General features: G+C 56.9%; 18 protein-coding genes. 12 read left to right on the top strand and 6 right to left on the bottom strand.

Annotated elements, in window-relative coordinates:
- The first annotated feature begins 41 nt into the window (after positions 1-41).
- Together ACTRXA_RS08135 and ACTRXA_RS08130 are read left to right on the top strand one after the other, a co-directional pair.
- Positions 42-1850: an OPT family oligopeptide transporter gene (locus ACTRXA_RS08135; RefSeq protein WP_442426711.1), complete on the top strand. Its 1809-nt coding sequence runs from the start codon at positions 42-44 to the stop codon at positions 1848-1850.
- Positions 1851-2055: 205 nt separating this feature from the next.
- A complete protein-coding gene (locus ACTRXA_RS08130) occupies positions 2056-3753 on the top strand; it encodes a sensor domain-containing protein (protein WP_442426710.1) in 1698 nt (565 codons plus the stop codon).
- A 9-nt stretch (positions 3754-3762) separates the two neighbouring features.
- On the opposite strand, the gene nhaA is transcribed toward ACTRXA_RS08130, so the two are convergent.
- Positions 3763-4986 (bottom strand): Na+/H+ antiporter NhaA, encoded by a 1224-nt coding sequence (gene nhaA, locus ACTRXA_RS08125; protein WP_442426709.1) that lies wholly within the window; start codon positions 4984-4986, stop codon positions 3763-3765.
- Between the two features lie 253 nt (positions 4987-5239).
- On the opposite strand from nhaA, the gene ACTRXA_RS08120 reads away from it, so the two are divergent.
- From ACTRXA_RS08120 to ACTRXA_RS08110, 3 genes are all read left to right on the top strand, one after another.
- Entirely contained in the window at positions 5240-5959 is a 720-nt protein-coding gene (locus ACTRXA_RS08120) for a tetratricopeptide repeat protein (protein ID WP_442426708.1), read from the top strand.
- A 51-nt stretch (positions 5960-6010) separates the two neighbouring features.
- Positions 6011-6208 carry a hypothetical protein gene (locus ACTRXA_RS08115; protein ID WP_442426707.1) on the top strand — a complete coding sequence of 66 codons (198 nt, stop codon included), beginning with the start codon at positions 6011-6013 and terminating at the stop codon, positions 6206-6208.
- Between the two features lie 155 nt (positions 6209-6363).
- On the top strand, positions 6364-7548 hold the full coding sequence (locus tag ACTRXA_RS08110; RefSeq protein WP_442426706.1) for a TerC/Alx family metal homeostasis membrane protein: 1185 nt from the start codon (positions 6364-6366) through the stop codon (positions 7546-7548).
- A 138-nt stretch (positions 7549-7686) separates the two neighbouring features.
- On the opposite strand, the gene ACTRXA_RS08105 is transcribed toward ACTRXA_RS08110, so the two are convergent.
- Positions 7687-7902, bottom strand: a complete 216-nt coding sequence (locus ACTRXA_RS08105; protein ID WP_442426974.1) for a dodecin family protein — start codon at positions 7900-7902, stop codon at positions 7687-7689.
- Between the two features lie 35 nt (positions 7903-7937).
- Positions 7938-8414 carry a hypothetical protein gene (locus ACTRXA_RS08100; RefSeq protein WP_442426705.1) on the bottom strand — a complete coding sequence of 159 codons (477 nt, stop codon included), beginning with the start codon at positions 8412-8414 and terminating at the stop codon, positions 7938-7940.
- A gap of 418 nt (positions 8415-8832) precedes the next feature.
- On the opposite strand from ACTRXA_RS08100, the gene ACTRXA_RS08095 reads away from it, so the two are divergent.
- From ACTRXA_RS08095 to ACTRXA_RS08085, 3 genes are all read left to right on the top strand, one after another.
- Complete coding sequence (locus tag ACTRXA_RS08095; RefSeq protein WP_442426704.1) at positions 8833-11697, top strand: cbb3-type cytochrome c oxidase subunit I; 2865 nt, start codon at positions 8833-8835, stop codon at positions 11695-11697.
- 60 nt (positions 11698-11757) lie between these two features.
- The gene (locus tag ACTRXA_RS08090; protein ID WP_442426703.1) at positions 11758-11958 is read left to right on the top strand and encodes a hypothetical protein; all 201 of its coding nucleotides are present in this window, start codon (positions 11758-11760) and stop codon (positions 11956-11958) included.
- Positions 11959-12265: 307 nt separating this feature from the next.
- A complete protein-coding gene (locus ACTRXA_RS08085) occupies positions 12266-12460 on the top strand; it encodes a hypothetical protein (RefSeq protein WP_442426702.1) in 195 nt (64 codons plus the stop codon).
- A 66-nt stretch (positions 12461-12526) separates the two neighbouring features.
- On the opposite strand, the gene ACTRXA_RS08080 is transcribed toward ACTRXA_RS08085, so the two are convergent.
- Both ACTRXA_RS08080 and ACTRXA_RS08075 read right to left on the bottom strand, forming a co-directional pair.
- Positions 12527-14176: an acetolactate synthase large subunit gene (locus ACTRXA_RS08080; RefSeq protein ID WP_442426701.1), complete on the bottom strand. Its 1650-nt coding sequence runs from the start codon at positions 14174-14176 to the stop codon at positions 12527-12529.
- Positions 14177-14361: 185 nt separating this feature from the next.
- Positions 14362-15132, bottom strand: coding sequence for a tetratricopeptide repeat protein (locus tag ACTRXA_RS08075; RefSeq protein WP_442426700.1), 771 nt, complete (start codon positions 15130-15132; stop codon positions 14362-14364).
- 392 nt (positions 15133-15524) lie between these two features.
- On the opposite strand from ACTRXA_RS08075, the gene ACTRXA_RS08070 reads away from it, so the two are divergent.
- Together ACTRXA_RS08070 and ACTRXA_RS08065 are read left to right on the top strand one after the other, a co-directional pair.
- Entirely contained in the window at positions 15525-16130 is a 606-nt protein-coding gene (locus ACTRXA_RS08070) for a class I SAM-dependent methyltransferase (protein WP_442426699.1), read from the top strand.
- Positions 16131-16411: 281 nt separating this feature from the next.
- Positions 16412-16612 carry a cold-shock protein gene (locus ACTRXA_RS08065; RefSeq protein ID WP_442426698.1) on the top strand — a complete coding sequence of 67 codons (201 nt, stop codon included), beginning with the start codon at positions 16412-16414 and terminating at the stop codon, positions 16610-16612.
- Between the two features lie 57 nt (positions 16613-16669).
- Here ACTRXA_RS08065 and ACTRXA_RS08060 read toward each other — a convergent pair whose 3' ends face one another.
- The gene (locus tag ACTRXA_RS08060) at positions 16670-17236 is read right to left on the bottom strand and encodes a heme-binding beta-barrel domain-containing protein (protein WP_442426697.1); all 567 of its coding nucleotides are present in this window, start codon (positions 17234-17236) and stop codon (positions 16670-16672) included.
- 375 nt (positions 17237-17611) lie between these two features.
- Between ACTRXA_RS08060 and ACTRXA_RS08055 the strand changes: the two genes are divergently transcribed.
- Together ACTRXA_RS08055 and ACTRXA_RS08050 are read left to right on the top strand one after the other, a co-directional pair.
- Complete coding sequence (locus ACTRXA_RS08055) at positions 17612-20302, top strand: cation-translocating P-type ATPase (protein ID WP_442426696.1); 2691 nt, start codon at positions 17612-17614, stop codon at positions 20300-20302.
- A 54-nt stretch (positions 20303-20356) separates the two neighbouring features.
- The coding region (locus ACTRXA_RS08050; protein ID WP_442426695.1) for a hypothetical protein at positions 20357-21203 on the top strand (847 nt) is incomplete at its 3' end.

The following is a 21203-nucleotide window of genomic DNA, read 5'->3' as shown; positions in this document are numbered from 1 at the left end:
GCGGGTTTGGGCCCAAACAGCGTTTTCATTTAGAATGAGAAATGGCTTCACTCCAGAATGAATTCCATCCCACCCCGGACACCCCGCAACTGACCGTGCGTGCCGTCGTCACCGGCATGACCCTGGGGGCTTTGCTGGTTCCCTGCAACGTGTATAGCGGTTTGAAGATCGGCTGGTCGTTCAACATGTCCATCACCGCCGTGTTGCTGAGCCTCGCCTTCTGGCGGTTCGGTGAAAAGGTGGCGGGCTCCCGACCGTGGGGCATTTACGAAAACAACATCAACCAGACCGCCGCTTCGGCGGGGGCGTCGATCGTGTCCGCCGGGCTGGTCGCGCCCATTCCGGCGCTGGCGCTGTTGACCGGCGAGCGGCTCGCGTGGAGCGTGCTTGCGGTGTGGACCTTCGCCATCAGCGCGCTGGGGCTGGTGATGGCGGTGGGACTGAGGCGGCAGATGCTGCTGGCGGAAAAACTTCCTTTTCCCGCCGGGGTGGCGACGGCGGAGGTTCTGCGCGACATTTATTCGCACGGCAAAGAAGCGACCCTGCGCCTTCAAATGCTGACGGCGAGCGCGGTTGTGGCCGCGGTGGTGAAAGTGCTGGAGACCACCACTTCCCTGGTTGGCCGGGTTGGATTGCCCGCGTCGTTCGGCTGGTCCGCCTCGGGCGCACTCAAGGCGGCGGGCTACCAGCAGGTCACATGGAAGAACCTCGGTTTCGTGTTCGATCCATCCCTGCTCATGGTCGGGTTCGGGGCGATCGTCGGTGTGCGTGTTGGATTGTCCCTGCTAATGGGTGCGGTTTTGGCGTGGGGCGTGCTGGGGCCATGGGCCCTTTCCCGCGGCTGGGCGCAGGCGGGGCCAAATGAAGCCGGCGCTTTCTGGTTCGCCGACATGGTGCCTTGGCTTCTGTGGCCGGGGGTGACGCTCATGGTGACCGCGTCGCTGACCTCCTTTGCCATTGCTTCCATCCGGGCCCTGCGTCACCGAAAGGAGAAACAGGTGGGGGATGAAATCGGCGACATGGCGCGGGGCGAGACCTGGCGAGGTTTTCGGGTGGGGCTGGTGCTTGCGATGGGACTGGTTGTGGTGGCGCAGGTGACGTTGTTCGGTATCACCCCGTTGATGGCGGCGGTGGCGGTGGTGCTGACGTTTTTTCTGGCGATCGTATCCGCCCGGGTGAGTGGTGAAACCGGAATCCCGCCCATCGGCGCGCTGGGCAAGGTGACGCAGTTGACCTTTGGTGTGCTGTCCCCCGCCAACGCCACCACCAACCTGATGTCAGCCAATGTCACCGGCGGGGCGGCGGGGCAGTGTTCCGACCTTCTGCACGATCTGAAAACGGGTTTGTTGATCCACGCTTCGCCGCGACTGCAGAGCGTCGCCCAGGTGTTCGGCATCCTGGCCGGATCGTTGGCAGGCACGGCCGCCTATTTGTTTCTCATTCCCGATCCGCAGGCCATGTTGCTCACCGCTGAATGGCCTGCCCCCGCAGTGGCCACATGGAAGGCGGTGGCGGAAGTGTTTCAGCAGGGGCTGGGGGCACTGCCTGCGGGATCGGTCCCGGCCATGGCGGTGGCCGGAGGAGCGGGGTTGTTCCTGGCTTTTGGCGAACGGTTTCTTCCAGCGGATCTCCACCGATGGTTGCCAAGCGCGGCCAGCCTCGGGCTGGCTTTCATCATTCCCCCGTGGATTTCCCTATCCATGTTCATGGGGGGACTGCTTTCGTGGGGACTCGCCTGCCGGGTTCCCGAATGGCACCGTCGGTTTATGGTGGTGCTGGCGGCCGGCCTGGTTGCGGGGGAAAGTCTGGCCGGGGTGGTCCACGCCCTCATTCAATTGATATCGACCTGATAATAAGTATCGAATTCAAACAAATTTCTATTAAGCTTCTATTGAAAATGATTATCATTATCTGTTATCCTATAAGTACAGTTTTACTAATATATTGAAAACTCAAACCGATAAGAAGGTTGCTCGTATGCTCCCGCTCCCCGGCTCCAATCGTTCAAGCAGAAACAGTCAAATTGTTCTTTATGAACCCTTAAAGAGAAACTGCATGACATTTCCTTCCGGATTTGCACAAATTCCGCAGATGGTCGCCATCATGGAAAACCTGGTGGAAGGGGTGATATTGACCGATGCAAAAGGGTTCATTCTGTGGACTAATTTTACGGTTCAGCAATTGCTGGATTTTTCCTCCTCGGAGCTTTCGGGTCGCAACATCCGGTCCCTGTTCGCCACCCCCACGATGGATTTCTGGGACATGCAGTTCAGTTATGAGGACGAGGACCCGGAACTCGCCTCCTTGCAAACAGGCACCTGCGAGATTCGCGGAATCGGCCGCACCGGTTCCCTGATTCCCCTCAGCTTGAAAATGGCACAGCTGGAACAGGGAACGGAACCGGGTCTGATGTTTGTGGTGCAGGACCTGTCTGAGAAGAAAAAAGCGGAAGAGACCATCAAGCACCTTGCCTATTACGATTCCCTCACCGGCCTGCCGAACCGCGAATTGTTCTGCGACCGGTTGATCCAGGCGCTGGCGCATTCGCAGCGGCACCGCGAACTGCTGGCACTGATGCTGGTGGATTTGGACGGGTTTCGGTCCGTCAACGACACCTATGGGGAGGATATGAGCAATCGCGTTCTGACGCAGGTTTCACACCGTATCAGCAACACCCTGCCTGAAGACAATTCCCTTGCTCGCCTGAACGGGGATCGTTTCGGCCTGATTGTGCCACAGATCCAGAAAGCCGATGCCATGCACATCGGGCAACAACTGCTTGCGGCTTTTACCAAACCGTTTCCGTGCATGGACAAGGAAATCTTTGTCACCGGTTCGATCGGGATTGCGCTGTACCCGCACGACGGAGTCACGGCTCCCAGTCTCATCAAGAATGCGGAGATCGCCATGTCGCAGGCCAAGCGTTCGGGCAAGAACACCTATTTCTTTTTCGATCCGCGCATGGAGGAAAAGGCCAGTTCGCGCATGGAACTGGCGGGGTCCATTCGACGCGGGCTCAAGCAGAACGAATTCGAAGTGTTTTACCAGCCGCAAATCGATTTCCAGAGTGGCCGCCTGACAAGCACGGAGGCGTTGATCCGCTGGCGGCATCCCCAACTGGGCTGGGTTCCGCCGTCGACGTTCATTCCGCTGGCGGAGGAGACGGGGCTGATCCTCGACATCGGCGAATGGGTGTTGTCGCAGGCCTGTTCCCAGAACAAGAAATGGCAGACGATGGGACTGGGCAATCCGCGCATTGCGGTGAACCTTTCGGCCTGTCAGTTCCAGCAGGAAGGCCTGGCCCAGAATATTTCGTTTTTGCTCGATAACCTGGACATGAAATCGAGCACGCTGGAGGTGGAACTCACGGAAAGCACGTTTCTCGAGAACCCGGAAAAGGGAATGAAAATCATCGACGAGTTTCGCAACATGGGAGTGACGGTTTCCATCGACGACTTTGGTACGGGGTACTCGTCCCTCAGTTACATCAAAACGATCACCCCGGGCGTGCTGAAGATCGACCAGTCGTTTATCAATGAAGTCATCAATCCGACCAACAAGGCAATCGTGCAGGCCATCGTCACCATGGCAAAATCGCTGGAGATCGAAACCATCGCGGAAGGCGTCGAAACGCAGGAACAATTCGACATCCTGCGCGACATGGGTTGCGATAAATACCAGGGTTATTACTACTCCCCGCCCGTTCCCGCCGATGGCATGACGCAGATCATGATGCAGGATATGAAAAACTGAAACCGCCCTTCACCCTACTATTTTCTTTAACCGGTCAACAAGGCCGGAACCGGTTTTTCCCTTCTGCCTGAGGACCCCGTTTAACAGCGCGGCTCCGATCAGCCCCGAAACAAGCGACCCCGCCAGAATACCCAACCGCACATCGCTCCTGTCATCCAGTCCTCCCAATGAGAACGCCAGCGACCCGATAAAGAGGCTCATGGTGAAACCGATTCCGCAAAGGAAGGAAACCCCCAGTATCTGCGGCCACGTGACCTTTCCCGGAAGGGAAATCCAGCCCATCCGTGTTGCCACCCAGCTGAACCCGACGATACCCAGCGGCTTGCCGGCAATCAAACCCGCAAGGATCCCGAGTGTGACCGGCCGAAGCAGGCTTTCGGGTCCGAGGCCCTGCAGGGGAAGTCCCGAATTGACAAAGGCAAACAAAAGCAGGATGAAATAATTCACCCCGGGTTCCAGCTTACGTTCCAGCCAGAGACTGGGAGGGGTGCGGTTTTTCTTTTTGATGTTCTGGGGAATGGTGAACGCGATCATCACACCCGCCAGGGTGGCATGCACTCCGGATTTAAGCAGAAACAGCCAGAGCAGGAAGCCGACGATCATGTAAGGCCACAGGCGAAGGACCCCCGCCCGATTGAAGAGAACCAGGATGAAAAAAGTTCCGGCGGCCAACAGGATATTTAAGAGCGAAAGGTTTCCCGTATAAAACAGGGCGATGATGACGATCGCCCCGAGGTCGTCAAGAACCGCCAGCGACAGAAGGAACATTTTCAGATCGGAAGAGACCCGATTGCCAAAAAGGCTGAGGACGCCCAGCGCGAAGGCGATGTCGGTCGCCGTGGGAATGGCCCAGCCTTTCAGGGCGATGGGGTGTTCCCAGTTGATCCATGCATAAAGCATTCCCGGCACCGCCATGCCCCCGACCGCGGCAACGGCGGGAAACAGGAACTGCGACGGGGCGCCATGCCCTTCACCCAGGGTTTCACGTTTGATCTCCAATCCAATCAACAGAAAGAAAACCGCCATCAAGCCGTCGTTCACCCAGATGCGAAGGGGTTTGGAAACCACCAGATCGTCAACGCGGATTTCCACCAATGTTTCAATGAAGTCGTTGTAGGAAACGTGAAAAGGCGAATTTGCCAGGCCAATGGCGAAGATGGCCGCCAGACACAAAAGAACCCCTTCGTGCGCTTCCCACTTTATGAAACGTTTCCACAATTGTTTGATGACCACTATTCGTTCCCCTCAGACGGTACATGCCTTATTTATGATTATAGACGCCAAACCCTTTATTGCGAAAGGGAAGGGATATTGAACACGCTGCTTTGGAAAAATTTCTGCGAACTTGAATTGGTTTTTATTAAAGAAGTTTTGACGATTTTGAAGATGATTCTTAAAACTGATCCTGTCATGGGTTTGACAAATCAGACATCCATTTTATTTTTAGTTCCAAAAGGGAATGACGAATCGAAAGGAGGTTTTCCTCGTGCATTGCATACATAAGAAATGTTTTTCAATTATGGGACTGCTGGTGGTCTCTCTCATGCTGGCGGGTGCAACGGAAGGCCGCTACCAGGAGGGAATCCAGTTTTTGAATTTCAACGATTACCAAAAAGCCCATGACATCCTGAAACCGTTGGCAGAGGAAGGCCACATGCGGGCGCAGACACAGGTCGCGCATCTGTACCGCAATGGCCTGGGTGTCGAACAGGACTACACGCTTGCCCGCCGCTGGTATCTGAAAGCCGCGCGGCAGGGTGGTGCGGAAGCCCGTTTCCATCTTGGCAAGATGTATTTTGAAGGCGAGGGCGTGGCCAGGGATTTTCGCAGCGCCTTCAAATGGTTCGAGCTTGCCGCCCAGAAGGGAAACGCCACGGCACAGTACCGTCTGGGTGCGATGTACGAATTGTCACAGGGCGTGATCCAGAATTACGCAAAAGCCGCGTACTGGTATCAGCAGGCAGCCAGCCAGGGCATGCCGCAGGCCCAGTTCATGCTGGCCGACCTGCACTACAAGGGTCAGGGTGTGCCGCAGGACCTGGTCCTGGCCCATATGTGGGTGAACCTTGCCGTCAACACTTCGCGTCCGGCCGACAAGGATTACAACGATATGGTTCTCTTGCGCGACAAACTGGAGCGTCTGATGAGCGCCAATCAGATCCGTACTGCGCAGAACAAGATGGATGCGTGGCAGCCGGTAAATTAAATTACGTATCAACCACGCCCGTTTTTGAAATCCTGTAAGGAGGTGTTTTTGATGATTCAGGGCATTGTGGACAAGACGACGTGTTGTGAATGCAACGCACCGATCACCAACTGGTCGGTCAGGTGTTCCAACTGCGGAGAAATGTTTCCAGCCGGCAACATGCATGTCATGATGGCCCGCGGTTTTGGAATCATTCTTGCCGTAGCGCTGGTCGCAGCCGTCACCATGGAATTGTTGCAGAGATTTTGACCCAGGTGCGCGTTGGTATCAGCGGTACCTGTTATCTGTATATACAGAGCCGGTTTCCCTTCCGGGAACCGGCTCTTTTTTTATGTCCCGCAACAGGATTTGAACGCTAGACTGAAATCCTGAATAACTGGGAAACCAACCGAAACGAGGCGTGCATGGTGGGTGTGTGGATTGGATTTGTGGTGATGATCTTGTTCCTGCTGGTCCTGGACCTGGGAGTGATCCACAAAAAACACCGGGAGATGCCGGTGAAGGAGGCGCTGGCGTGGGTTGCGTTCTGGGTGGTGCTGGCGCTGGCGTTCAACGTATTCATTTACTTTCTGTATGAATACCAGCTTTTCGGCGCGACGGCGCTCATGGAAGACCACAGCGGACGCAAGGCGGCACTCAAATTTTTTACCGGATACCTGGTTGAAAAGTCGCTCAGCGTGGAGAACATCTTTATTTTTCTCCTCATTTTCCAGTATTTCCACATTCCTCTCAAATATCATCACCGGGTATTGTTCTGGGGCATTCTCCTTGCAGTGGTTCTGCGCGGCATGATGATCGGATTCGGCGTCTCCCTTCTTAACCGGTTTGACTGGATGTTTTACGTATTTGGCGGCCTCCTGATAATCACCGCTGCCCGTATGCCTTTGGCGGAAAGAGGGAGCATCGACCCGGACCACAACCCGCTCGTGCGATTTGTGAGGGTGTTGATTCCGGTCACCATGCGACTTGAGAAGGAAAGGTTTTTCGTTCGACAGGACGGGCGGTGGATGGCCACGCCTCTGTTTATCGCGCACATACTGGTGGAATCCTCCGATGTCGTTTTCGCGGTCCATTCAATACCCGCCATCCTGTCCATCACGCGGGACACCTTTCTCGTGTACACGTCGAACATATTCGCCATTCTCGGATTGCGGTCGATGTACTTCGCGGTGGCGGCCGTGACGCGGTTCCGCTATCTCAATATCTGCCTTTTGTTCATCCTCGGTTTCATCGGCGTCAAGATGATCCTCACACACCACTTTCCTGTTCCGGTGGAAGTGTCGCTGGGCGTGATTGCAGGCATATTGGGCCTGGGGGCGTTGATGTCTTATGCAGATTTGCGGGGAGGGGAAACAGGAACGTTCGAAACGATTTCAGAGGGAGTGCGGACCGTGGCACGCCTGACAGAACGGGGAGGACGTCGGCTGGTGGTCTTCGTCGTGGGAATGACCGTGTTGTTTGTGGGCGTGATATTGATCTTCACACCGGGTCCCGCCTTGGTGGTGATCCCTGCAGGGCTGGCCATCCTTGCCATGGAGTTTGCGTGGGCGCGCTGGCTGTTGAAGAAAATCAAAAAAACGCTTCAATGATTTTCCGGGCAAGCTCCCGCCCGGTTGGAGGGAAAAATTGAACCGCCAACGGGATAAAAAATAAAAACCGGCCCCTGAATGAGACCGGTTTTTATAACTCGTTGTTTTGCCGGATTGCGAACGGGTGGGAATAAGCGATCAGCCCTTCCCGTGGTACTTGAAAGAAAGCGCCACCTTCGCCCGGTAGGTGGCCACCTTGCCATTCTCGATTTTCATATCGAGTTCCTTGATCTCCGCCACGCGAAGATCTTCCAGGCTGTGACTTGCCGTTTCCACCGCTTTTTTGGCGGCGTCCTCCCAGGACTTTTCACTCGTTCCAATCAGTTCGATGATTTTGTAAACGCTGTTCGGCATCATTGACCTCCCAGATCAGGGCCAATAAACCGGCTTCATTCCGTTTCCCATTCAAGAATGCTGCCGTCTTCGGCAATCTTCACTTCGTTTTCCTTGCCGTCTTTTACGAATTCCACTTCGTAAAACATGTGTCCATCCTCGATTTCCTTGACCAGCTCTTTCACTTCCGTCCTGTCGGTCAGGCGGGTGACGGTGGCTCGAACCGCTTCAGGAAGATCTTCCAGTTTGACGCCTTGTTCCCATTCCTTGACCGTACCTTTTTCCGTTACCTTGAGTTCCGCCAGTTCCACGCCGGTCCTGTAATGAACAATGTAAAGGTGCTGACCTTCCTTATGTTTTACATTGATGGATTGTATGTCATTTCCGGAAGTGTGGGTTTGGATGACGCTTCGGGCCGGTTCGGGAACTTCGTCCAGGGTGACGGTTTTCTTTCCGTGCAACAGGCCGCACCCGGAGAATCCAATCAGCAGGGAAGAAAAAACAATAGCCGCGGTCAGTTTCCAGTGTTTCATGAAAGCCTCCTTTTCCGGATTTTGATTCATGTCGTTTCTTATTTAGATTCCCTACTATAAAAATCGATTCTTTTGCCTGAAATTTCCACTAAATTTCAAAACAGGGGAGAAGGCGCCCGTTCCTCTTTCCCATCGCATCTTGGTGCGGCCCGATCAGGCATCAAATAAAATTTTTTCAATGCGCAGGCGAAGCTGCATTACATTTTGTGTGAGTTTTTCCGGCACTTCGGAACAACCTTTGTTTTCGGTCTTTTACGGGAGGTTGCGGTCGCTGCTGTCCGAGAGCGGTCCCGTTTTTCTGGCCGGGTACCGGTTGACGGGTTTTCCAGAGAGGAACTAAGTTGGTTGTATGACGTTTTACACGTTTTCCCGGTAATAGTTGAATAAACGGTTTGTTTCAACGAAAGGGATCGGTTTTATGGATAGCGACCAACTTGTCAACAAACCCCTGGTGAAGTCCTGGGGATGGTGGGGCCTGATCTGGCTCACGATATTCCCCTTCATCGGGGTTTTTGTTTCGATCAAATTCCACAATCCTGAATTCCTGGGGGAGACGCCCTGGTTCACCTTCGGCCGCATGCGGCCGGTTCATGTGAATGGAGTCATCTTCGGGGCGTTTTCAACCCTGTTCATCGCGCTCATGTATTACGCCGTGCCGCGCCTTTGCGGTCGCCGTATTTACAGGGAAGAGTGGGGGCACTGGCTGTTGTGGTTGTGGAATGCGTTTCTCATACTGGGCACCGGATCGTTTCTGCTCGGTCACAACATGGGGTTCGAAGCCGGCGAGTTCACCTGGCCGTTCAACCTGCTGCGATTCTTTGTGCTTGGCATGGTGACGGTGCAGGTGCTGGGCACGGTGTTTCAACGACGCGAGCCGCGCTTTTACGTGTCGCTCTGGTACATCACCGCGGCTTTCGTGTGGACCGTGTTCAATCTCGTGCTGGGTAACGTCGTGTTGCCGTACGGTCCGTTCACCGGTGTGGACAGCGCCGCCATGCACGGGCTTTATATCCACTACATCGTCGGTCTGTGGCTGACTCCGGCGGGACTCGCCATTATTTACTACTTCCTGCCGCTTGCAGCAAAGCAGTCGCTGTTCAGTCACAAGCTGTCGCTGCTGGGATTCTGGTCGCTCGCGCTGTTTTATCCCTTTGTGGGTACGCATCATTACCTGTTCAGCCCGATCCCTTACTGGACGCAGACCATCTCCATCGTCACCAGCATGCTGTTGATCATTCCCGTGTGGACGGTGATCGTGAACTTTTTCGGAACCGTTCGCGGAAGATGGGGGCAGGTGCTGGGCGGCACGGACGCCGATGCCTACGCGGGCAAGTTTCTCATTCTTGGTGCGGTGTACTACCTGTTCGGGTGTTTCCAGGGATCCGTGGAAGCGCTCCGCAGAATGCAGGAGCTCACGCACTTCAACGATTTCGTCATCGCGCATTCGCACCTCACCGTGTTCGGTTCAATGGTGGTGTGGGTGGTCGGCGGCATGTATTACGTCTGGCCGCGTCTCACTGGAAAGCAGTTGTGGAGCCCGAAGCTGGCAAGCTGGCATCTGTGGCTGACCATCGGCGGATTCAGCGTGATGGCGGTCGGCCTCACGGCGCAGGGCTTCGTTCAAGGTTCCATGCTGGAGCACGGCGCGAACTTCGTCGATACCATCAACGAAATGAAACCGTGGTGGGTGGCGCGCACGCTGGGCGGCCTTTCCATGGACATTGCCATCCTGCTCATGCTCATCAACTTTTATAAAACCGCGCAGACGGGAGTCGCCGTGGAATCCATGGCCGCCATCGAGCAAACCGGTGAGAAGGTGCCGATGGCCCCGCTCAAAAAGGGCGGAAACTGGCTGGAGACGCCTTCCGGCGTCGTGGTCGGTGCAGGCATCTTCCTGTTCGGCCTTGCCGTCGGCACGCAGGGCATCGCGCCGTACGTGACGAACAAACAACAGCGCGCGCAGGTGACCGATGTGGTGGCCGATGCGAAGATCAACGTGCCGTCCTACACGCCGCTGGAGGAACGCGGGCGCGAGGTGTACATCCGTGAAGGGTGCTGGTACTGCCATTCGCAGTACGTGCGCCCGGTGACGGGTGAGAATTTTCGCTGGGGTCCGGTGTCGCAGAATGGCGAATACGTGCACGACCTGCCGCACCTGTTCAGCACGCGGCGGATCGGTCCCGATCTCACCCGCGTCGGCCGGCGTTACAGCGACGGCTGGCACGCGGCGCACCACTGGGACCCGCAGGCGGTGAAGAAGGATTCCATCATGCCGCGTTTCCCGTGGCTGTTCGAGGAGCCGGAAAAGGAAGGCGAAGCGCCGAAGCTGAACAAGGACGGCAAGGCGCTGGTCGCGTATATCCAGAGGCTGGGCACCGCCATCGGCGACTGGCGGGAGAACTTCGTATCCACCAACCTGTCCGTCGGTGCCAGCGTGAACCCCGGCAGTCACATTCAAAAAGACCTTCTGCCTTTGGGAAAAAAGATATATGAAAACCGCTGCTCCGGCTGTCATGGGGACGAAGGCGACGGCAACGGCCCGTCGGCCAGGTTCCTCGATCCCAAACCGCGGGACTTCACCCTGGGCATTTTCAAGTTCCACTCCACGCCGGGCCAGAACGCTCTGCCCACGGATGGAGATCTGTTCAAAACCATCACGCACGGATTGTGGGGTACGGGCATGCCACCGTGGCACAACCTGACCCAGAACGAACGGCTGGCGGTCATCCAGTACATCAAAACCTTTTCCGACCGTTGGGAGAAAGAAGAGGTGAAGGATCCCATCGCCGTTCCCCGGGAGACACCGGTGACGCTTGCGTCCATTGACAACGGGGGCAAGCTGTATGTCAAGAACTGCCAGTCCTGCCACGGTGCCGAGGGATTGGGCAACGGACCGCTCGCCGAGGTCCTGAATGACGCATGGGGATTTCCCATCCAGCCCGCCAATTTCACTCTGCCCGCCGGGGAGGAAGGCGGTGTGAAGCTGGGACACGACAGCCGGCACCTGTTCCGCACCATCATGAACGGGGTCGGTGGCGACCCCATGCCCGCGTTTCAGGGTGCGCTCAATGCCAAACAGGTGTGGGACATCGTGCACTTCGTTCAGTCCCTGCGCGTCCAAACCTATGAAGACCGTCTGCTGGCGGTCGGGGTGGACCCCGAGGCGCTGGAGGACGCTCGCCGGAACATCTGGGCGATGATGTCCAACGCGGCAAACCAGGGCCGGTTGCAGGAGAAGGTGGTGGAATTGACCGAAATCAGTGATACCAGGCTGGGCGGCTGATTTCTTCCGGATCGCGGGAGCGGACCGAAATTTATTTTCAGGGTGTCATTGGAGACGTTGATGATGGAAAACAAAACCGGACAAACCGGCCGGCAGGCCACCGAAAGCAAAAGCGGGTTGGATGCGGAGTACTCCTACCAGACCGCAGGCATCCGTGAGCGGCATGGATATGTTCCCGTTTGGCTGATCCTGGTGTGTGTCGGCCTGCTGGTCTGGGGCGGATACTATTTATGGACCTACTGGACCCCGCCTGTGGGTTGACGCGGGATTCCGATTCCCCGCCCGGGGACCGGGTGCGTGCCGGGGGCTCTTTTATTTGCCATAATGGGCGACCGATGGCAGCCCGGCAAATGGCCTCCAAAAGGTGCAAAGCCTGTGTTATAATAAGGAACAAAACAGAGTGTAGATGGTTTGACACAGGCAGAAGGTGGCGCCCGCCGGAGTCCCGGAAAAAACAAAAAGCCTTATAAAACAAAGGTTTGAGTGCCGGCCATCCCGAACGATGGCCTTTTTTGTGCCTCGCTCCCCTTTCCGGGCCCTCCTGCCGCACCCAAAAGGATATCGGTCCATGCATGAAGTAAAGGTATTTGACAGCTCAGGAAACCTGAAGAAAGTGATCTCCGTAAACTCCCTGCGGAAACGCTCGGCGCAACTGATCGAAAAGCCGTCCATGTTCCGCAAAAACAACAAACCCGGCAAAGCGCAGAAAGCCCCCGCCAAAGCGGTTCAGACGAAAACGACGAAAACCCGCAAAAAAGCCTGAAGCCGCCGGCTGCGGTCCGGCACCGTCCAAACGTTTTCATGACGGTGCCGTGTTTTCCCGCGGAGGTCATTCCTGCAACGCCGCGGTTTTGGTTTTGATCTCCTCGATCAGGTCCTTTTCATCCTCGGAATAATCGACCGGCACCTCCACCAGGTGGATGCCCGGCGTGTCCAGGCATTCCTTCAACACCAGCGACAACTCTTCCGCCCGCTTCACCCGGTGCCCGGTGGCTCCATGGGCCTCGGCAAATTTGCAGAAGTCCGGGTTGGTGTAATCCATACCGAACGCGGGGAATCCGAGTCCGGTCTGCTTCCACTTGATCATACCGTACGCGTTGTCGCACAGCACCACGACCACCAGGTCCAGCTTCAGCCGCACGGCGGTTTCCAGTTCCTGTGCGTTCATCATGAAGCCGCCGTCACCGCAAATGGCCATCACCTTGCGATCCGGAAACACCATGCGCGCCGCCATGGCCGAAGGCAGTCCCGCGCCCATGCTGGCCAGCGCGTTGTCGAGAAGCAGGGTGTTGAGTCCGTATGCCTTGTAATTGCGCGCGAACCAGATTTTGTACAGGCCGTTGTCGAGGGCGAGTATGCCGTCGTCCGGCATGATGCGGCGGATTTCGCCGACGAGGTATTCCGGTCCCACTGGAAACCGTTTCAGCGCGGATTTTTCCTCGATATGCTGTTCCAACTCCTGCTTCACCTTTTCATAAAAACTGAAGTCCCAGTGCGCGGCAGGGCTCACCTGTTCGCGCAGGCGTTCGATGCTGTCGGCGATGTCGCCCACCACATCGAGTTGCGGAAAGTACACCTCGTCCACGTTGGACGAAAAGAAATTGACGTGGATGACCTGGGTGGCGCCGCTGGCGTGCATGAAGAACGGCGGTTTTTCGATGACGTCGTGGCCGACGTTGAGGATGAGATCCGCCTGCTCGATGGCGCAGTGCAAATAGTCCTTGTGTGAAAGCGCGGCGGTGCCGAGAAATTTCGGATGCCGTTCGTCCACCACGCCCTTGCCCATCTGCGTGTTGAAAAAATAGATGCCCGTGTGATCGACGAACTGCTTGAGCGCCTGACTGGTTCGGTAACGGTTGGCGCCCGCGCCGATGAGCACCAAAGGCCGTTTCGCCTGCATGAGCATTCCGGCGGCCTGCTCGATGGCGAGTTCATCCGCGTGGGGTCGGCGCACGGCCTGGACCGGATACGGCTGGGAGGTGCACTCTTCTTCGGCGATGTCTTCCGGCAGTTCGATGTGCACCGCGCCAGGGCGTTCTTCCTGCGCCAGCCGCACCGACTCGCGCACGATGACGGGAATGCTGTTGCCATGGACCACCTGCCGCGTGGACTTGGTCAGCGGCCGCATCATGGCGATGGCGTCGACGATCTGGAACCGTCCCTGCTTGCTTTTCTTGATCGGTTTCTGGCCGGAGATCATGAGCATGGGCATCGCGCCCAATTGGGCGTATGCACCGGCGGTCACCAAATTGGTCACGCCGGGCCCGAGCGTCGACAGACAAACCCCCACCCGGCCGGTCAGCCGGCCATAGGTGGCGGCCATGAATCCTGCCGCCTGCTCATGGCGGGTGAGGATGAACTGGATGTTGGATTGACGCAGGGATTCCATCAGGTTCAGCGTTTCCTCGCCGGGCACGCCGAATATGGCTTCGACGCCTTCCTGTTCGAGAGCACGCACAAACAGATCGGATGCTTTCATGAACGGCCTCCTTGGGGTGGCCTCCGTTGGCCGGCCGGTTCGGGGGTAGCTGCAACCGGAGCCATTCCGGACCGGGAGCGCGGAGGTGTCTTTCTATTTGGATGAAGGCAGGCCGTAATTAGGTTTGTACAATTTGAATGTTTGCCGGCGGCGCAGGCGGAACCACCGGGACCCGGAAATAGGAATCAGCCGGTAACGAGGTTTTGTGGATCGCTTGCGGATTGGGGACAGGGGCTGTCGGATTGTGGAGCCGCTTTTTGAGGTTCGGAGCTCTGGGGTTCGGAGGGAGCGGTTTCTTCCTGTTCCAGTTTCTGTTCGAGCGTGAATTTCAATGTATCCAGTTTCGCTTTTCGTGCCACATTCAAGGCCTTGGTGAAATAGCTCTTCGCTTCGCTGTGATTACCCTGCGCTTCGCAAATCATACCGAGGTTGTTCCAGGTCTGGGCGAGAAGAGGATGGTCCTCCGCGCAGATCACCCGGAAACCGCCCAGTGCTTTTTGGATATAGGTAAGCGCCTGGTCGAGATCGCCCTTGCGGTACCACACCATCCCAAGGCTCTTGCAGGTCAACGCGACCGAGGGATGGAATTCGCTGTAATGCCGCAGGCTGATATTCAAAGCCTCCTGGTGGCATTCGATGGCGTGGTCGTAATCTCCCTGATCCACGCAGGCGGCGGCCATCTGGTTCCAGGTGTTGGTCAAATGAACATGGGTTTCTCCGAGATTCCGTATCTGGCTGTCCTTGGTCTTTGCGAACTGGGTCAGCGCTTGTTTCGGGTCGCCTCTTTCCATCCAAAGTTGGCCCAGCCGGAACCACGTGGCGGCAACAACCGGATGGTTTTCGCCCAATTGTGTCAGGTGCGATTCAAGAAATTGTTCGAGAAATTGAATGGCTTCCTCATACCGGCCCTGCTTATGAGCCGCTTTGCCTTTTTCAAGCAGTTGGTTGGAAAACATTTCCTTTCCCCTCCTCAAGTTTCCTGCAGGCCGCGTTCCCGGGCGGCATTTCCTCCCATTGATTGAGCTCGGTGTCATCCGCCTGCTTGCGTAAAAAAAAAGCGCTATGCCCTAAAAAACAGGTTCAATGACGGATAAAATTAGTGTAAGGCCTTCAAATTCATAAAAAAGTTTAAATTGCATCGGACACCGGATACCGGACAGAAAGGTTTGGATTTCCATATTTTAGAAATAGAAACTTTTTATAAGAACAGTTTAAGTCTTCGACGCGAAACATTTGTGGTGGGGTCGAAACCCTGATTCAAGGCAGGGTGGATTGCGGCCTCACATGTGATCTGTATAATGAATTTCTGACCAAAATTGTATTTTCAATTCAAACCCCACAATCGGACATGATGAAAACCAACAATGGCCGCCCAAAATTGAACGGGGGGTTTCTGTTTTTTCGTGAATTTTTAAAACACCCTTTGCAGATCGGGTCGATCGTTCCCAGTTCCCGATACCTGGAGCAACGCATTCTGGAACGGTGTCGGATCGCGACAGCAGGGACCGTCGTGGAACTGGGAGCGGGCACCGGTGGGACCACCCGGGCCATCCTGCGTGCCATGCCCCGGGATGCCACCCTGCTCAGCATCGAAGTCAACGACCGCTTTCACCGTGCGCTCAACCAGATCCAGGACGACCGCCTCATTGCCCACCAGGGACGGGCGGAGGAACTGGAAAACATCCTGCAAACGTATGGACTGGATACGCCGGATGTGGTGGTGTCGGGCATTCCGTTCAGCACCATGAGCCCGGAACATGGCAGCCGGGTTCTGGCCACCGTTGCGGACAACCTGGCTCCCAAAGGCCGGTTTGTGGCTTACCAGGTGAGCCGGCGCGTAGCCAGGCTGTCGCGACCCCATTTCGGGCGGGCCCGGGCGGCGGTGGAATGGCGCAACCTGCCCCCCATGCGCGTTTTTCACTGGGAAAAGAAGCTGGATGAGGAATCCGCTTGAACTCTTTTTTTAGATATCTTTTGCCAAAAAAGCGTGTTACCGTGGAAAGGACAATGTGGGTTGACGCAAGTCAACGGGTAGCAGGATTCTCGGAATCCGCGCTCGGGGTGAGGTAGAGTTTAAGACAGGAAGTTTTCTACGCGGCCATCCCTCGGGATGGTTTTTTTGTAACCGCAGGCTGTCCATGAAGCACCCTTGAATGAACAACCCCAATAAAAATCGGGGCGCTACGCGCCGAACCTCACCGGCAAGGCGTACGCACCAACAGGAGAAGCAAGAGTATGTCTAAAGGCACTGTAAAGTGGTTTAATGAAAGCAAAGGTTATGGTTTCATCGAGTCCGAAGATGGCAAAGATTATTTTGTTCATTTTTCGGAGATTCAAGGGGACGGCTTCAAGACGCTGACCGACGGTCAGGCGGTGGATTTCGAAGCGGGTCAGAGCCCGAAAGGCCCGCAGGCCACCAAGGTTCAGCCGAGGTAACATAACGAACCACTTTCGAACCGGCGGGGCCTTTCGCCCCGCCGGTTTTTTTTTCCCTCACAGCTCGACGCGGGTCAGCGTGTTCTTGTCGATATGGTGAAACAACTCGCTCTGACCCTTGATCTGGATCTGCGTGTCCTCCTCGTAGCTCCAGTTGTCGTTATCGTGCACCACCACCTTCAATTCGTACCGCACGGTTTTGAACTCCTCGTCCAAAAATAGGTTGGAGCAGATGCCGTAGGTGGGTGATCCGACCTCTGCCACCATCTCGAAGGACCTGGCATCCGGCACCGCCGTGCCCCCGGCCAGCACGCTGATCCCGCGGGGAATGGTGAAACAGCGCAGCACCTGTTTGGCTCTCCCGTCCCACATCCAGTAACCACGTTCTTCATGAAACGGACTGGTTTCCTCCAGCCGCCAGGCCGTGGTGGCGTAGCGCAGGCCAAACAGAATTTGTTCGTGGTTGGTGACGGGGGTCATCGGTTCGAAGGTGATGCGTTCGCGGAACAGGTTTTTTTCCACGCCGCGGTCGTCGGAAGGTGCGGTGTCGTCTCCCTTCGTGCCTTCCCAGGTTCCCGCAAGCGGTGCCAGCGGACCCAGGTGCTCTAAAATCGGGTCGGTCATGGGCCATCTCCTCACAATTTGAATGACAGTTCGGATTTCGTTTCCGGATGACTGGTTTGCGTCAAATTTACAATCAATTGACCGCGGGTGACAGTTAAAAATGCTTCCTGGTTTCACCGCAGGGAATCCGGAAAGGGTTCAGGTGCAATCGAGTTCACCCAACCGGTTGCTGGAACCAGGGGGACGTTTCTATGCAAACTTTGGAATTGAATCCCGTCGGGAAATGCAGTTATCTGTAAGCATCTCCTGTTGGCAAGGCTGTGTGAGGGACCTTCTGCGGCAGGCGGATGGAAGCAGAGGCCGGTTGCTAGCCGATCTCCGGCATGCGTTTCAAATCAAAGCCGGAGAAATTAAAATTTTGATTGGGAGGCTTTTGTGGATACACCTGCCCAGCCCGCGCATGCGCTGGATGTTGACGGTGCGTATCAACGATTCCGTTCTTCTCCAAAGGGCCTTGCCTCCGAAGATGCCGCGTCCCGCCTGCAGCAATACGGGCGCAATGTCCTGCCTGCCAAACCCCCTCCGACCGCCCTCGAAATTTTCCTCCGCCAGTTTCTCAATCCCCTGATTTATGTCCTCCTCGTGGCCGCAGTGGTTTCCATTTTACTTGGAGTTTACACGGACGCCCTTTTCATAGGGGCTGTGCTTTTGATCAACGCCATCATTGGCACGGTACAGGAATACGGCGCGGAGAAAAGTGCGCTGGCTTTAAAAAGAATGAGCGCTTCCAGGGCACTGGTGGAGCGGGACAACGAGGTGTTTGAAGTGGATGCGGAGAACCTGGTGCCGGGGGACGTGGTGTTGCTCGAATCGGGCAGGAAGGTTCCCGCCGACCTGCGCCTGATCCACACCTATTCGTTTGAAATCGACGAATCCCTGTTGACGGGGGAGTCGCTGCCCATCGGCAAAGACCAAGGTGCGGTGCTTGCCGCCAACACGCCGCTCGCCGACCGGAAGAACATGGCCTTCACGGGATCGATGGTCACCCGCGGGCGTGGCCGGGGCCTGGTGGTTGCCACGGGTTACAAGACCGAGCTGGGCAAGATCGCGGGTTCCCTGGCAACGGGGGTGTCCGCCAAGCCGCCGCTTTTGATCCGCATGGAAGCGTTCACAAAAAACATCGCGGTGGCCCTGCTGTTGATCACCCTGATGATGGCCACGTACCTGCTTCTGATGGGGCAGGGCTGGTTTGATGTTCTGATGTTCAGCGTGGCCCTTGCGGTATCGGCCATTCCGGAAGGATTGCCTGTCGCGCTGACCGTGGCGCTTGCCATCGCCAGCCGGCGCATGGCGAAACGCAACGTCATCGTGCGCAAACTCCCGGCGGTGGAATCGCTGGGATCGTGCAATTTTGTCGCGACCGACAAGACCGGAACGCTGACGGTCAATCAAATGACCGTCAAACTGATCGTCCTGCCCGGCCTGTCGCCTTTCCCGGTTGAGGGAAGCGGGCTGACCCCGGAAGGGGCGGTCGGGTCGGCGGAGGGCCTAAATCCCGCCCTGCAGTCCAAACTCCTCGCGCCTTTGGTTACGGCGGGGGCCCTTTGCAATGACGCGGAACTGCTTCACAAAAATGGAGCCTGGGGAGGGTATGGGGATGCCGTTGACCTGGCGTTTCTGGTTCTTGCCTACAAATCCGGGATCAATCCCAACAGCCTTCAGGACCGGTTCGAACTGGTCCGGGAAATTCCTTTCGAACCCGAAAACCAGTATGCCGCCACCCTGCACAAGGGTCCGGATGAGGGATGCATCTCCGTCAAAGGGGCTTATGAAAAAATCCTGCCGATGTGTGCCACCATGATCACCCAGGACGGGGAATGCCCGGTCGATGCCCCGGCGGTGGTTGAGCAGGCCGAACACCTGGCGGAGGCCGGTTACCGGGTGCTGGCTCTGGCGGGAAAATCGGGCCCGGACACGGACTCGCCTCTGGTCGACCGGATGCAGGGACTCACTTTCATGGGACTGGTGGGGATGATCGACCCGTTGCGACCGGAAGCGGCGGACGCGGTTGCGGCCTGCCGGAAGGCGGGAATCGATGTGGCCATGGTCACCGGCGACCATCCCAAGACGGCGCTGGCCATCGCCCGGGAACTGGGGTTGGCCGGCACCATGGAAGACGTCGTCTCGGGTGTGAAGCTGAAAGAAGTCCAGGACCCGGAAGAAAAAGCGGCGCTGATCAACAGGGCCCGCGTCTTCGCCCGCGTCGAACCCCAGCAGAAACTGGAGATCGTGCGGCACCTGCTGGACCTGGGGCGGTTCGTCGCCGTCACGGGGGATGGTGCGAACGACGCCCCGGCTCTCAAGGCGGCGAATGTGGGCATCGCCATGGGCAAAACCGGCACCGACGTGGCGAAGGAAACTTCGGATTTGATCCTCACCGACGATCGGTTCGCGTCCATCGTGGCCGGGATCGAAGAAGGGCGCATTGCCTACGCCAACGTTCGCAAGGTGGTGTACCTGCTGGTCGCCACCGGCGCGGCGGAAATCCTGATGTTCTCCCTCAGCCTGGTGTTCAACACGCCCCTGCCCCTCACGCCGGTGCAGATCCTCTGGCTCAACCTGGTGACCAACGGAATCCAGGACGTCGGGCTGGCGTTCGAACCGGGGGAAGGGGATGAGCTGTCCCGGTCGCCCCGAAAACCGGACGAGCCCGTTTTCGACCGGTTGATGCTGGAGCGCGTCGGCCTTTCCGCCGCGGTGATGGGAGCCTTCGCGTTCTTTCATTTTTATTACATGCACCAAAACGGGGTCGATATCGAATCCAACCGCAATCTGACGTTGCTTCTCATGGTGCTTTTTGAAAACATCATGGTGGCCAACTGCAAATCGGAAACCCGGTCCGCGTTTTCCATCAACCCGATGAACAACCCGATTCTGCTGTTCGGCACGCTGGGCGCGCAGGGCATCCATATCCTGACCATGTACACGCCCGGCATTCAGGAAGTGCTGGGGGTGAAGCCGGTGTTTTTGAATCAATGGATATTTCTTTTGGCCATCGCGATGTCCATCCTGGTGGTCATGGAAATTTATAAAGGGATCCGGGCGCGCATCAAAGGGCCCCGATAAAATAAGAATCATTTTCAGGGCTCCTGAGCACGCGGACCCCGGGGTGACAACAACATGAATGCATTTTTATGGTTTTACTGGACGGCGGTCGCCAGCCTCCTGCTCTACGCAGTTCCCGCATGGAAAGCGAAGGGCGGGCGCAAGGGATTGATCACCGCCGCGGTGCTGGGTGTCCTGCTCACCGGTTACGAAGTGTTCATGACTTTCGTGTGGGGCCCGACGGTGGCCGGCCCCATACGCGTCGATATCTTCATCATCATCCTTGTGGCGCTGCTCGGCCACCTCATCGGCGCCACGTCGCTGGTGCTGACGCGGAAGCGGTCGGGTCTCGCGGGCGGTCACCTGGGGTTGCTTATCCTTCCGCTGGTGGCGCTCACCGGCGTGGGTTACGAAATATGGAGCCTGAATGAGGAATCGGACCGCCTGACCGCCAACTTCTTCGAAGCCAACCGGCTGTTGTTCGAAGCGCGCTTTCGTGATCCGCAAACCCTGCGCCGCACCTTCGGCCAACTGGAAGCGAAGAACAACCTGCTTGCCGGGCACTGGCGGCGCGAAGAAGGCAGTCCGCCGAGCCGTCTCGTCATCAATACAGAAAATGAAGTGTGGGCGTTTTACTCGTGCGGCGATACTGAATGCCTGGGCGGTGAAGGCACGGTGCAGAATGGACGCATCGCCACCACGCACGACATCCTGCCCGCGTACCTGTTTGAAGTATCGACGGTCGCGCCGGACCGCATGACGCTCGTACAAATTTCTCCCGTACGCACCACCGGCGGCGCGCCGCCGGACCTGGTATTCCTCAAGGAACCCCCGCCGCTTCAACACGCGGAAACGCAGGCGGGCGCGTTGCGGTACCTGGGAACGTACAGCAAACTGACCGAACGTGGCCGGGCGCACGTCA

Origin of the sequence: Nitrospina sp. P1_D6 (assembly GCF_052156615.1) — a bacterium.
Lineage (GTDB): Bacteria > Nitrospinota > Nitrospinia > Nitrospinales > Nitrospinaceae > Nitrospina.
The sequence above is the reverse complement of the archived record's forward strand: the minus strand, read 5'-3'. Positions and strand labels throughout refer to the sequence as shown.